Below are 14770 nucleotides of genomic sequence, written 5' to 3' on the forward strand. Positions count from 1 at the left end.
CACTCCCTATTAATGCATCATGCGTCGTACTGCATAAATTTCTGGAACGCGTTTAATGCGTTCTACTACTTTTTTCAAGTGTTGTAAGTTACGAATCGAGATTGACATATTAATTGTTGCCATCTTATTACGGTCACTTCTACCAGAAACAGCTGAAATGTATGTTTTCGTCTCTGTAACAGCTTGCAGTACTTCATTTAATAAACCGCGGCGATCGTAACCTGAAATTTCAATATCAACGTTATACTCAATTTCTTTTTCAGGGCTACCTTCCCACTCTACCTCTAATAATCGTTCTACAGCTTCTTCTGTATGAACATTTACACAATCACGGCGGTGAATTGATACACCTCGGCCTTTCGTAATATACCCAACGATATCATCGCCCGGAACTGGGTTACAGCATTTCGATAAACGGATTAATAAATTATCAGCACCGCTTACCTTTACACCAGAATCCCATTTTCGAATTTTCATCGGTTTACGGACTTCTTTAACTTCAACAATTTCTTCTTCTTCGCGTTGTTTGCGGAACTTGTCCGTTAGTCGCGTAACAATTTGCGAAGCTGTAATTCCGCTATATCCAACTGCTGCAAACATATCTTCTTCATTTGCAAAGTTAAATTTCTCAGCGACGCGTTTTAAGTTATCCGGCGCCAATACTTCTTTCATCTCATACTCTAGACCACGTACTTCCTTTTCAACAAGTTCACGGCCTTTTTCAATATTTTCGTCTCTACGTTGTTTCTTAAAGAATTGACGAATTTTATTTTTCGCATGAGATGTTTGAGCAAGTTTTACCCAATCCTGGCTTGGGCCATATGAATGTTTCGACGTTAAAATTTCAATGATGTCGCCTGTTTTTAATTTATAATCCAGCGTCACCATTTTCCCGTTTACTTTTGCACCAATTGTTTTATTCCCAATTTCCGAATGGACACGATACGCGAAATCAATCGGAACAGATCCAAGTGGTAATTCCATTACATCGCCTTTCGGTGTAAAGACGAATACCATGTCAGAGAATAAATCAATTTTTAATGACTCCATAAATTCTTCTGCATTAGAAGCTTCATTTTGCCATTCTAATATTTGACGGAACCATGTGAGTTTCTTCTCTAATGTACCTGTTGTTTCTGCTGTTTTTCCTTCTTTGTATGCCCAGTGTGCCGCGATCCCGAATTCTGCAATTTCGTGCATTTCTTTCGTACGAATTTGCACTTCAAGTGGATCACCTTTCGGTCCAATTACAGTCGTATGAAGAGATTGATATAGATTTGCTTTTGGCATTGCAATATAATCTTTAAAACGACCTGGCATCGGCTTCCAGCACGTATGAATAATTCCAAGCACAGCATAACAATCTTTAATACTATTTACAACGACACGTACAGCTAATAAATCGTAAATTTCATTGAACTGCTTATTTTGCAGTGCCATTTTACGATAAATACTGTAAATATGTTTCGGTCTTCCAGAAATCTCAGGTTGAATTGCAACTTCTTTTAATTTCTCACGAATACCAGTCATTACTTCGTCTAAATATTCTTCACGTTCTGCACGTTTACGCTTCATTAAATTTACAATACGATAATATTGTTGTGGATTTAAATAGCGAAGTGACGTATCCTCTAGCTCCCATTTAATAGTACTAATTCCGAGTCTATGTGCCAAAGGTGCAAAGATTTCTAACGTTTCATTCGCTATGCGACGCTGCTTCTCTTGAGGCAAATGTTTCAATGTACGCATGTTATGAAGACGATCAGCTAGTTTAATTAAAATAACTCGAATATCTTGAGCCATTGCAATAAACATTTTGCGATGGTTTTCTGCTTGTTGTTGTTCGTGAGATTTATATTTGATCTTCCCAAGCTTTGTAACGCCATCAACAAGCATAGCAATTTCTTTGTTAAATTCCCGTTCAATATCTTCTAACGTAATCTCTGTATCTTCCACTACATCATGTAAGAAACCTGCTGATACCGTAGCTGGATCCATGTGTAAATCAACTAAAATACCTGCAACTTGAATCGGATGAATAATATACGGTTCACCCGATTTTCTATATTGTTCGCTATGCGCATCACGTGCATATTCATAGGCACGTGCCACTAGCTCAATATCTTCATCCGCTAAATATTGACTTGCTTTCTCGAGTACCTGTTCAGCTGTTAGTACCTGCTCATTTGCCATCGAATCACCTTTTATTGAAAATTGACTTTATCTTTATTTAATAGAATAAATTATATTCTATCATTATAACCCAATGATTGTGAATTGTGAAAAGGAAAAGATTTTACTGACATTTCACCATAATTTTTTGTTCAATTATACAAAAGTACCCGCTCCTCTCCAAGAGATTCACGGGTACTTTTTATCACCGTAGTTTTACCTATATAGTGATTAGTATTTTTCTAATACTAATACATCGTAACCATCTAACATTTTACGACCATCTAAGTAAGTAAGTTCTACTAAGAATGCAATTCCTGCTACAACTCCGCCTAGCTCTTCAACTAACTTAATTGTCGCTTCGATTGTTCCACCTGTAGCTAATAGATCATCTGTAATTAATACGCGTTGACCTGGCTTAATTGCATCTTTATGGATTGTTAAAACGTCTTTACCATATTCTTTACCGTAGTCAACTGTAATTACTTCACGTGGTAATTTTCCTAATTTACGAACTGGCGCAAATCCTACTTCTAACGCATAAGAAACTGGGCAACCGATAATGAAACCACGAGCTTCTGGTCCTACTACAACATCGATATCTCTTTCTTTTGCGTACTCAACGATTGCATCTGTTGCTGCTTTGTATGCTTTACCGTCATTCATTAAAGGTGTAATGTCTTTAAACACAATACCTTCTTTCGGATAATCCGGTACAATTGCGATATGTTGCTTGAAATCCATATTTCTGAATCCTCCTCAGATCTAAAAGGTTTGTAAATACAAATCCTTTACCCTAACTGTTCTACTTCTTTATGATTACGAATCGTTTCAAACCATGTATATAGTTGCTGATATGTGCTATAAACCAATTCTTTTTCTAATTGTAAGTGGTTCATTTTCTCACGATATGTGTTCGATTCAATTAAATCACGCTTTTGTTTTTTGTCTGCCATAAAAATGACGCCATCTTTTATTGTAACAAATTCTAACTCAAAAAACACCTGTGTCATGAAATTTACTGTATCTTTTGACCAACCTTTATGACGACATAGTTGTTCTCCATATTGTCTTAAAGAAAATGGTGTTTTTTGGCTTAAGAAAGAATAGTACCATTTAAAGTGTTCTCTCGTCGGAACTGTACTAAATAAGTGGTTATTCTCTTGATAAAATAGCGTATAAATTCGCGCTGGGAATCCTACCTTAAATAGCTCACGTAATTCATCTGTTCCTTTTGGTAAATCAAGTAACACGATATATTGATCATCTAAATGCGTTACTTCTGAAGCATGCATGAGCTTTTCTTTATAGCTCTCTAAAGAAAATTTATTCAATACCTCTTCAGAAAAATACACCATTGTTATTTTTTCTTTCGGAAGTTCTGCTAAATTTGCTTCTGCATTACGCATACTACGCCAATCAAATAATTGCCACGCCTCTACAGCAATATCTTGTACCATTAGTTGTGGCTTCTTAAAGTTATTCCATTCATTAATAGACGCTTCTCCTATTACAGATACTTTTGCAACTGGAGAGATTTCTTTCGCATATGCACCAAAGCCAAATCCAATTGTATCCAGTGTTGCTTGTCCATCACGAAGAGCCATTTTTAAATGAGAGCCATCTGATCCGATTGCGCGAATGCTTTCTAACTCTGCATCTTTTACTGCAATACGTGGTTTCGGATTTCCAACACCAAACGGGGCTAGTTTTTGCATATCTTCAATTGCCGCTAGCGTTACATCCTCTACTTTACAAAAAACATCAACTGCTGTAATTGGAATAAAATCTTCTTCTGTTAAAATCGCATCTGCTTGTTCATTTAAGCGGCGACGTAATTCATCTACATCATTCATATGTAGCGTCATTCCCGCTGCCATCGGATGCCCTCCGAAGTGTGGTAATAACTCTCTACAATCTGATAAATTTGCAAACAAATCAAATCCTGCAATACTACGTGCTGAGCCTTTTGCTGTTTCTTTTATAGGATCAATGCTTAATACAATCGTCGGACGATAAAAACGTTCAACTAATTTCGAAGCAACAATTCCAATTACCCCTGGGTTCCAGCCTTCTTTCGCAAGTACTAATACTTTATTTTCTTCTGGTGGGAAGTTATTTTCCACTTCAGCGATAGCCTCTTCTGTAATTTGCTTTACAATATCTTTTCGCAGTTTGTTCAGCTCATCAATTTCTTCAGCTAGCTCTTTCGCTTCCTCTGGATCATCTGATAATAAAAGGTGTACAGCCGGCGCAGCATCTTCTAAACGCCCAACCGCATTAATACGAGGTGCAATTGAGAAACCAATACTCTCTTCGGTAATTTCACTTTGCGAAACGTTAGCAACTTTAAACAATGCCTTCAAACCAATATTTCTCGTCATACGCATATGTTTTAAACCGCGTTTCACTAGCAACCTATTTTCACCATGAAGTGATACTAAATCGGCTACTGTACCAATTACTGCGATCTCTAATAAATGTTCTGGTACACGGCCTAATAGTGCATGCGCAACTTTAAACGCAACACCTACACCAGCTAAATAGTGAAACGGATATACACCGCCATCTAATTTCGGATGTATAATCGCAAGTGCTTCTGGCAATTCTGGCGGTGGCTCATGGTGATCTGTAATAATTAGATCTATTCCAAGCTCTTTCGCTACATTCGCTTCATGTACCGCTGCAATACCAGTATCGACAGTAATAATTAGCGAGAACCCTGCGCTATGCGCCCAACGAAATGCTTCTTCGTTCGGTCCATACCCTTCTGTAAAACGATTTGGAATGTAAAATTCTACTTCTGCACCTAATTCTTGAAGAGCAAGATATAAAACTGTCGTACTACTTACTCCGTCCGCATCGTAATCACCAAATATTAATATTTGCTCTCCATTTTGAATCGCCTTATTTACACGTTCTACCGTTCTATCCATTCCTTCTAATAAAAATGGATCATGAAATTCTTGATTTTCTGTATTTAAAAAATCTAAAATCTTATCTTCTGTATCGAGTCCTCTACCGAGGAATAACGAAACGACAAGTGGCGATAACTGTAATTTACTTGCTAATTCACTCACTCGCTCGTCATTATATTCTTTTTCTTTCCAACGCGTCTTCGGTTGTAACACGAAATCACCCCTTAACCTGTTCATTATACAAGACAGATTAAGGGGTGACAATATAATGCAAACTACGATGCAATATCTATATACTAAAATGTTAATGATGTTTAATTTGGAGAATACGGATTTATATGTACGAATACATTTTGTACATTATCTTGTTTCATAAGTATTTCTTTCACATGTTTTCCAATACGGTGTCCTTCTTCTACAGTAATGTATGGATCTACGGACACTTTAATATCGACAATAACATAATGACCATGCTCCCGTGCATATAAAGAACCAATTTTTTTCACACCATCTACTTGAAGAACTGCTTCTCTAAGCGGAATAACATCCTCCTCATGAAGAACATGGTCAAGCGTTGCATGAATTGCTTCCGCTCCAATGCTCCATGCCATTTTTACAACAAGAAGTGAAACAACTAATCCCGCAATTGGATCAGCGTATACAAGCCAGTCTATACCAAGCTTACCACCTATTATAGCTGCACAAATACCGATTAAAGCTGCAATTGAAGAAAATACATCCGAACGGTGCTCATATGCATTTGCAATAATTGCATCACTGTTTACTCTTTTCCCTAATCGGAATTTATATTGAAACATTCCTTCTTTCACGACGATTGAAAGAACAACAGCAAATATCGTAATTCCTTTCGGCGGTTCTAGTTCTTGCGAAAAAGCTTTTATAGACGAAATCGCGATTTCAAGTCCCACAATAAATAATAATACCGCAACAATAATCGCTGAAATCGATTCCGCTTTACCATGACCATACGGATGATCCTCATCAGGTGGCTGCTTTGCCGCTCGCAATCCAAAAAGTACAGCTAGCGAACCTATTACATCTGATGCAGAATGCACGGCATCCGCTAATAGCGCTTTACTGTTCCCAATATAACCAATTACCGCCTTTACAATCGCTAATATAATATTACCAACGATCCCGGCAATAGCACCAAACTCGGCCTGTTTAAAACGTTCATCTTTTTCCATAATTAAAATCCCTTCTTTTCTTAACCTATCTTTTTATTTTAACAAAAACAGCGATAACACCACCACTTTCTTCCATCTTCTTTCTGTTAAAAAGTTGCTATCTTATTGTATCCACAAACGAAAAAAGAGATGCCTCATAAAGAGACATCATCTTTTCTATACTTGCGGTTCAGATTCTACTTTCTCAACCTTCTTCTTGTTTCTTCCCTTTTTCAAACGACGGTTTTCAAGCATTAACCAAATTTGAGAGGCAACGAAAACAGAAGAGTACGTACCTACAATTAATCCAACAAGTAGCGCAAACGAGAAGTTACGTAGTGACTCACTACCGAAGATAAGCAGTGCAATTACTGGGAATAACACTGTTAATACGGTGTTAATCGAGCGACCAAGCGTTTGGCGAATACTTGCATTTACGATTTCTTCTAGATCTTTTATATCGCGCACTCGTTTTTTCTGTTTGTATAATTCACGGTTTCTATCAAATGTAACAATCGAGTCATTAATAGAATAACCGATGATTGTTAGTACTGCAGCAATAAACGTTAAGTCTACCTCTAGTTGGAAAATACTAAACATAACAATCATAACGAATGCGTCATGTAATAATGCAAGTACTGCAGATAACGCATACGTAAATCGGAAACGAATACTTACGTATAAAATGATAACCGCAGAAGCAATCAGTACTGCGATAAATGCATTTCGTGCAATTTCTTTACCGATTGTCGGTGAAACTGTACTTACGTTTGGATCTGTACCATATTTATCGTGGAAGAATGTTTTTGTTTTCGCAATTTCATCTTTTGATAAAACACCTAATGTACGAACTGCGAAACCTTTATTGTCATCTCCAGTCGGTACAATATTTTCTTCCTTCACATCAATGTTCAATTCTTTAAAATCTTTATGAACATCAGACACAGTAACGGCTTGTTTTGATTGCAAGTCGATACGTGTACCACTCGCAAAGTCAATACCAAGATTCAATTTGAAAATTGGTAAGATAATTGCACCCGCAATTACAACTACAATCGAGAAGATAAGGAATTTATGACCGATATTTACGAAATTAATACGATCAAATCTTGTTGGCGGATGTACTACACCTTTTGTTAATGGAATAATATCCTTTTGTTTCACACCAAAATATCCTGGTTTTTTATCAAAGTAACGGCTCTTTACAAGTAGACCTAGTAAGAAACGAGTACCGAATACGTTCGTAATAAAACCAACTAAAATACTTACGATTAAACTTGTTGCAAATCCTTTTACAGAGCTATTACCATAAACGAATAACACACCAGCTGCTGCAAGAGTCGTAACGTTTGCATCTAGAATTGTTGCTAATGAACGATGGTTACCAGCACGGAATGCCGACATCATTGACTTACCGATTTTCAGCTCTTCTTTCAGTCTCTCGTACGTAATAATATTCGCATCAACTGCGATACCTACTCCGAGCACTAACGCTGCAATACCTGGCAACGTAAGAACTGCATGCATCCAGTTAAAGACAAGTAATGTAACGAAAATGTATAAACCTAACATAATAACCGCTACAAGTCCTGGTAAACGGTAGAATACAAGCATAAATAAGAAAATAAGAGCGATACCAATCGCACTAGCGAAAATCGTTTGCTCTAACGCTTGTTGACCAAATTTCGCTCCAACAGATGTTGAATACATTTCTTTTAAATCAACAGGAAGTGCACCTGCATTTAATAAAGATGAAAGTTGTTTCGCACTTTCAACTGTGAAGTTTCCACCTACGATAGATACTTCAGCTTGGTTAAATACTTGGTTTACTGTTGCTGCTGATAAGAATTTCGGATTCGGTTTTGCAGATTCTGCTTTATACGAATCTTTTCCTTCTTCAAAGTCAAGCCAAATTACCATTAAATTCGTTGGTGGTGGCATTTTAGAAATTTTTTCAGTTACTTCACGGAATTTTTCAGCACTTTTTAGTGTAAGACCTACGCTCGCACGGCCTTGCTCATCAAATGTTTGCTTCGCTCCGCCGCCTTTTAAATCCGTTCCATCCATAAGAAGGTTATCATCCACATCACGGAATGTTAATTTCGCTTGTGTTGATAACATTTCACGTGCTTTTTGCTGATCTTGTACACCAGCAAGCTGTACACGAATTCGATCTTGCCCTTCGATTTGAATGTTCGGCTCACTTACACCGAGAACATTGACACGATTTTCAAGAGCACCTACTGTACTTACAAGTACATCTCGATCGATTTTATCACCTTTTTTGGCTGGTTTTACTTCATACAGAATTTCAAAACCACCGCGAAGGTCTAGTCCTAGACTAATTCCTTTTGCTATGTCTTTTCCTGCCGCACCAATTACTCCACCGATTAATAAGACGATGAGGAAAAAGGCGGCAATTCTCGTACCACGCTTTGCCATATGTACCCTCTTTCTGCTACTAACACTTTCAATAAATCTCTTACGATTCACTGCTATACGTGTGCATACGCCTAGTTAGTAGACTTCCTTTCTATAATTTTTGCTAGTTCATCACTAGCTCTATAGGTAAGCTTTTACACTACCTACACTTCCATCATTTATTTTCCTCTTCACTACCTCCTTTATATATAATCTTAGACATAATTATTTCCTCTTTATCAATACATATCATTATACTGCAAAAGGAAGAACAAACCAATTGCAGTCGGTTATTTATTTTCGTACTCATCAAATGACCAAAGTGGCGCTTGGTAAGCTTCAACAGTTAAATATGTCATATATTCATTAGCTGTTACTGTTAATACGTCATTAACTAATTCATACAATCTAACATCGCTGTCTATCTTCTTCCACTTTTTCACTTTAAGAAACTTCCAAATGTCATCATCTGTCACTCGGTCGTAACCGAACATTTGAAACTCTTCTACTTTACTTTCTAAAACGACTTGTAACTGTCCGCGGTATGATTCTACCAAAGCCTCTCTATCTAACATCTATAAACATCTCCTTCTTATTTCAGCACGAAAAAGTCGCTTTAATCCCGCTCTAATGGACAGCAATAACTACTTTCAAGAGCACTATCATACTTCACTCTCTTAAATGCTTGTCATTCTTGTCTCGTACGTGCATATAAATTATTGTAAATCATTCCATTGATTTTGAGAAGGTAGGAGAAGAACATGACGAGACAAAGCTTTTTAAAAGGCGCATTTATTTTAATGATAGCCGGCTTTATTACAAAAATACTCGGCTTTATCAACCGCATAGTAATGGCACGTATTTTAGGAGAAGAAGGCGTTGGTCTTTATATGATGGCCGTTCCTACATTCATTTTAGCAATTACATTGACACAAATTGGTCTTCCTGTCGCAATCGCAAAATTTGTAGCAGAAGCGGAAGCTGTGAACGATAAACAAAGAGTTAAAAAAATATTAACCGTATCACTAGCTGTTACATCCGTTATTAGTATCATTTTAACAATCGGAATTATGTTCCTCACACCTATTTTAGCAAAAACATTATTAACCGACGAAAGAACCTACTATCCATTAATGGCCATTTTGCCCGTTGTTCCTGTTATTGCTGTTTCTTCTGTGTTGCGTGGTTACTTTCAAGGGAAACAAAATATGAAACCTAGCGCTTATGCGCAAGTTCTAGAACAAGTCGTCCGCATTACCATTATCGCTATATGCATTCAATTATTTTTACCTTACGGCATAGAATATGCTGCAGCCGGCGCTATGTTATCAGCTGTTCTCGGTGAAGTTGCATCCTTATTATTTTTACTCACGTTATTTCAGCGAGAAAAACATTTATCAATACGCTCTGGATTTTTCACTACTGTAAAGGAAAGCAAAGGGACATTTTATTCTCTGATGGATATTGCCCTTCCAACTACAGGAAGTCGTTTAATCGGCTCCGTTTCATATTTTTTTGAACCTATTGTCGTTATGCAAAGCTTAGCAATCGCTGGTGTCGCTGCTTCTGTTGCAACCCAGCAATACGGTATATTAAACGGTTATGCATTCCCGCTCCTATCACTACCTGCCTTTATTACATACGCTCTCTCTACAGCGCTCGTTCCTTCTATTAGTGAAGCAATGGCAAAAAGACAACATAAATTAGTAGAGCACCGTTTACAACAAGCACTTCGAATTTCATTAATTACCGGCGGATGGTCTGTCGTTATATTATACGTATTCGCTTCTCCCGTTTTAACTCTTATGTATGGATCAGACAGCGCAACAGCATTCATTCAACTTCTTGCGCCTTGCTTTTTATTTCATTATTTCCAAAGTCCACTTACCTCTGTTTTGCAAGCTTTAAACTTAGCAAGAGCCGCAATGATGAATACATTTATTGGTGCCATCGTGAAATTAATCGTTATTTTTGTACTAGCATCAAGGCCAGAGTTTCAAATGATGGGGGTTGCACTTGCTATTGCTGCAAATATTGTAACAGTAACATTTCTTCACTACGCTACTGTTTTAAAAAAGATTACATTTACCATTTACGCAAAAGACTATATTTTCGGCGGACTTGCCATCGGTATCGCAGGCGCCTTCGGTTTTTATCTTCATAAATATATTATTTTCTCTCATTCCCTTGGCATACAAACATTATGGGAAATCACTTTAACAACAATTGTTTATATCGTACTTCTCTTCACTTTCAAACTCATTCGAAAAGAAGAGTTAAGTCGTCTCCCTATCATTCGTAAGCTTTCATTTTTGAAATAAGGTGAAACTTTAAACAGTGGGGTAATCTCCACTGATTATTAGTTATACTAATCATCCTTACTCTTCCAAAGGATAAGTCTCTAATTTTCTTTTACATCAACAAAAAATTGTCCATTTTGAAAACTACAGTATAAAATTTGTGTTATATCGTTATAACCTAAGTTTTTTAATTTCTCAATAAGCCATTCATCTGTATGCTCAATCATTTGTAAATGACTAGATTGAATTTCTCCATCAATAATAAGAGGAAGCGTAAACTGCAATGTATCTTGTTTATTTTTTTGTTTTTGAAAGACAGATAACTTCCCAGACGGTTCCAAAATAGCATATTCTACATCCCGAATATCTCCAACTCCTTGTTCCCTTAATTGCATCATTAAATCATCAATATTATATCGTTGGTTTCTCATCTTTTTTTCATCAATCTTTCCTGCATTAATAATAATTGCTGGTTCACCTTCTATTAAATGCCGAAATCGTTGAAACTTTAATGAAATGACTGACAAAATGATTTGTATGCACATAAGAAAAGTCATCGGAACTAATTGATGCAAAAGTGATTTATCGGTATTTTCAATTGCTACTACAGCCATTTCTCCAAGCATAATAAATACGACTAAATCTAATACACTTAGCTCTCCTATCTCACGTTTACCCATAAGACGAAAAATAATTAAGATGATGATATACAAAAGCATTGTCCGTCCAATTACCGATATCCATTCCATTTCTACATCTCCTTTTTTACGTATAGACTCCCCTATAAAAAAGAAACTAGTCTAACTTGAGCAAAAGGAAAATATGCTTGTATTAAAAAGGGGAAATGCATAAATGGATGGAACGAAAAAATTATCAACTGCAATTGGCTTCGGTATTGTTACGCTACTAATTCTCGCATCTATTACTAGTATGATTATGGCTCTTTTATTAAAGTTTACGAATATAAATGAAGGGACATTAACCGTTACTATTTTTATACTCGCTCTTTTATCTATGCTTATGTCTGGATTTACTGCCGGCAAAAAGGCTCAAGGAAAAGGTTGGCTAGTAGGTTTCACAACAGGGCTCACGTTCACTATACTCGTCTTTCTAGTTAACTATTTAGGCTTTTCTCAAACCTTATCGAACTCACAATTACTATATCAATTAGCATTAATGGGGGCGAGTACACTCGGTGGTATTTTCGGTGTAAATATGTCAAAGCAAAGTAACTAAAAAAGGCCCTGCACATTTCATGCAGGGCCTTCCACATTAGTTTTTCACAACTTCACGAATCGCATTGCGATCGAAAGTTAAGTGTGAACCACCAGATTTAATAACGATTTTTGTCTCATCTACTGATTCGATTGTACCGTGTAAACCACCGATTGTTACGATAGCATCACCTTTTGCTAACTCACTTTGCATTTGAGCAACTGCTTTTTGACGTTTTTGTTGCGGGCGAATTAATAAGAAATAGAAAATCGCAAACATCGCAACGATCATAACGATATTCATCATACCTGCATTCATCTTTTGTTCCTCCTTTTAAATTATGTATTAGAAGTTTTTAGCATTCGGTTTATTAAAGCCATACTGTTCAAAGAACTCTTCGCGGAAATCGCCAAGACGGTCTTCACGAATAGCTTGTCTCACCTGCTCCATTAAGTTTAACAGAAAATGAAGGTTGTGATAAGACGTTAAACGAATTCCGAACGTTTCATCACATTTCATTAAGTGACGAATGTACGCACGTGAGTAGTTTTTACATGTGTAGCAATCACAGTTTGGATCAAGCGGACCGAAGTCTCTTGCGAATTTCGCATTTTTTACAACAAGGCGACCTTCACTTGTCATACATGTACCATTTCGAGCGATACGAGTTGGAAGTACACAGTCAAACATATCAATACCACGAATTGCGCCATCGATTAACGAGTCAGGAGAACCTACACCCATTAAGTAACGAGGCTTATTATCTGGAAGAAGTGGTGTTGTAAACTCAAGAACACGGTTCATAATATCTTTCGGTTCACCAACAGATAAACCACCTACAGCGTAACCAGGGAAGTCCATTGAAACAAGATCTTTCGCACTTTGACGACGAAGCTCTTCGTACTCCCCGCCCTGTACAATACCGAATAAACCTTGATCTTGCGGACGTTCATGCGCTTTTAAGCAACGTTCTGCCCAGCGGCTCGTACGCTCTACAGATTTCTTCATATATTCAAAAGTAGCTGGGAATGGTGGACACTCATCAAATGCCATCATAATATCTGAACCTAATGCATTTTGGATTTCCATCGCTTTTTCTGGTGATAAGAATAATTTATCTCCATTTAAGTGATTACGGAAGTGAACGCCTTCCTCTTCAATACGACGGAAGTCACTTAAACTGAATACTTGGAAACCACCAGAGTCTGTTAAGATTGCACGATCCCAGTTCATAAATTTATGCAAGCCGCCTGCTTCACGAATAATTTCATGACCTGGACGTAGCCATAAATGATACGTATTACTTAAAATAATACCAGAATCCATTGCTTTTAATTCTTCTGGTGACATTGTCTTAACTGTTGCAAGTGTACCAACTGGCATAAATGTTGGTGTATCAAATGAACCGTGCGGCGTATGCACACGACCTAAACGGGCACCCGTTTGTTTACATGTCTTAATAAATTCATAACGAATTGCTGTCATAACTTACTCCTTTTATTTGTTTCTCATTTTAGCGTGAGATGCAACGAACATTGCATCACCGAAGCTAAAGAAACGATATTTTTCTTTTACTGCTTCATTATAAGCATGAAGTACATTATCTCTATTTGCAAATGCACTTACAAGCATAATTAATGTTGATTTCGGTAAATGGAAGTTTGTAATTAAACCATCAATTGCTTTAAATTCATATCCCGGATACATGAAAATATCTGTCCATCCAGAAGCGGCGCAGAGCTTACCGTCATGATCTGTTGCAATTGTTTCTAACGTACGAGTTGATGTCGTACCTACAGTAATAATACGTCCACCATTCTCTTTCACACGATTTAATAATGCCGCTGTCTCTTCAGACATATGATAATATTCTGCGTGCATATGGTGTTCTTCAATCGTGTCTGCAGAAACTGGTCTAAATGTTCCAAGTCCTACGTGAAGTGTAATGAATGCTAACTGAACGCCTTTTTGCTTTAACTTCTCAAGTAACTCTTCTGTAAAGTGAAGTCCCGCAGTCGGCGCTGCTGCTGAACCGATTTCTTTCGCATATACTGTTTGATAGCGATCGCGATCTTCCAGCGTCTCTTTAATATATGGAGGAAGCGGCATTTCCCCAAGTTCATCTAAAATTTCATAGAAGATGCCATCATATGAAAATTCAAGCTGGCGTCCACCTTGATCTGCAGTTCCTGTGCAAGTTGCTTTTAATTTCCCTTCGCCAAAAGAAATAACAGTTCCTTCTTTTACACGTTTCGCTGGCTTTACAAGCGTTTCCCACTTATCACCTTCTTCTTGTTTTAAAAGAAGTACTTCAATGTGCGCGCCTGTATCTTCTTTCACACCGTGCAAACGAGCAGGCATAACTTTCGTTTCATTTAAAACTAAGCAATCCCCCTCATGTAAGTAAGAAAGAATATCCGTAAAATGTTTATGCTCAATATCACCTGTTTCACGGTCTAACACCATTAATCTTGATGTTTCACGATCTTCTAACGGGACTTGTGCAATAAGTTCTTCTGGTAAATGAAAATCAAACAGATTTATATCCATAGCTATA

General features: G+C 37.2%; 12 protein-coding genes. 2 read left to right on the forward strand and 10 right to left on the reverse strand.

The genetic code is table 11. The features are described 5' to 3' along the window. Positions 1–9 precede the first annotated feature (9 nt). The 6 genes from relA to AC3WVZ_RS20800 all read right to left on the reverse strand — a co-directional run bounded on the left by relA (position 10) and on the right by AC3WVZ_RS20800 (position 9273). Positions 10–2193, reverse strand: a complete 2184-nt coding sequence (gene relA, locus AC3WVZ_RS20775) for a GTP diphosphokinase (RefSeq protein WP_001262795.1) — start codon at positions 2191–2193, stop codon at positions 10–12. Positions 2194–2403: 210 nt separating this feature from the next. Then, positions 2404–2916 (reverse strand): adenine phosphoribosyltransferase, encoded by a 513-nt coding sequence (locus AC3WVZ_RS20780; protein ID WP_000346215.1) that lies wholly within the window; start codon positions 2914–2916, stop codon positions 2404–2406. A gap of 47 nt (positions 2917–2963) precedes the next feature. Next, positions 2964–5303: a single-stranded-DNA-specific exonuclease RecJ gene (gene recJ / locus AC3WVZ_RS20785; RefSeq protein WP_000941229.1), complete on the reverse strand. Its 2340-nt coding sequence runs from the start codon at positions 5301–5303 to the stop codon at positions 2964–2966. A gap of 101 nt (positions 5304–5404) precedes the next feature. Beyond that, the gene (locus AC3WVZ_RS20790) at positions 5405–6298 is read right to left on the reverse strand and encodes a cation diffusion facilitator family transporter (protein ID WP_233935332.1); all 894 of its coding nucleotides are present in this window, start codon (positions 6296–6298) and stop codon (positions 5405–5407) included. A 156-nt stretch (positions 6299–6454) separates the two neighbouring features. After that, positions 6455–8719, reverse strand: a complete 2265-nt coding sequence (gene secDF / locus AC3WVZ_RS20795; RefSeq protein WP_001119067.1) for a protein translocase subunit SecDF — start codon at positions 8717–8719, stop codon at positions 6455–6457. Between the two features lie 269 nt (positions 8720–8988). Beyond that, positions 8989–9273, reverse strand: a complete 285-nt coding sequence (locus tag AC3WVZ_RS20800; protein ID WP_000886980.1) for a post-transcriptional regulator — start codon at positions 9271–9273, stop codon at positions 8989–8991. Between the two features lie 186 nt (positions 9274–9459). Here AC3WVZ_RS20800 and spoVB point away from each other — a divergent pair, with 186 nt between their 5' ends. After that, positions 9460–11019, forward strand: coding sequence for a stage V sporulation protein B (gene spoVB, locus AC3WVZ_RS20805; protein ID WP_000198301.1), 1560 nt, complete (start codon positions 9460–9462; stop codon positions 11017–11019). A gap of 80 nt (positions 11020–11099) precedes the next feature. Here spoVB and AC3WVZ_RS20810 read toward each other — a convergent pair whose 3' ends face one another. After that, positions 11100–11747: a DUF421 domain-containing protein gene (locus tag AC3WVZ_RS20810; RefSeq protein ID WP_000454833.1), complete on the reverse strand. Its 648-nt coding sequence runs from the start codon at positions 11745–11747 to the stop codon at positions 11100–11102. Positions 11748–11850: 103 nt separating this feature from the next. On the opposite strand from AC3WVZ_RS20810, the gene AC3WVZ_RS20815 reads away from it, so the two are divergent. Beyond that, the gene (locus AC3WVZ_RS20815) at positions 11851–12234 is read left to right on the forward strand and encodes a TIGR04086 family membrane protein (protein ID WP_000349148.1); all 384 of its coding nucleotides are present in this window, start codon (positions 11851–11853) and stop codon (positions 12232–12234) included. A 36-nt stretch (positions 12235–12270) separates the two neighbouring features. On the opposite strand, the gene yajC is transcribed toward AC3WVZ_RS20815, so the two are convergent. From yajC to queA, 3 genes are read right to left on the reverse strand one after another with little or no spacing between them, the layout of a single operon-like run. Beyond that, entirely contained in the window at positions 12271–12531 is a 261-nt protein-coding gene (yajC, locus tag AC3WVZ_RS20820) for a preprotein translocase subunit YajC (protein WP_000991115.1), read from the reverse strand. 27 nt (positions 12532–12558) lie between these two features. Next, a complete protein-coding gene (gene tgt / locus AC3WVZ_RS20825; protein WP_000125365.1) occupies positions 12559–13698 on the reverse strand; it encodes a tRNA guanosine(34) transglycosylase Tgt in 1140 nt (379 codons plus the stop codon). 12 nt (positions 13699–13710) lie between these two features. Continuing rightward, positions 13711–14763 carry a tRNA preQ1(34) S-adenosylmethionine ribosyltransferase-isomerase QueA gene (queA, locus tag AC3WVZ_RS20830; RefSeq protein WP_000354014.1) on the reverse strand — a complete coding sequence of 351 codons (1053 nt, stop codon included), beginning with the start codon at positions 14761–14763 and terminating at the stop codon, positions 13711–13713. Between the last annotated feature and the right edge of the window lie 7 nt (positions 14764–14770).

This window comes from Bacillus sp. CPT56D-587-MTF (assembly GCF_058792335.1).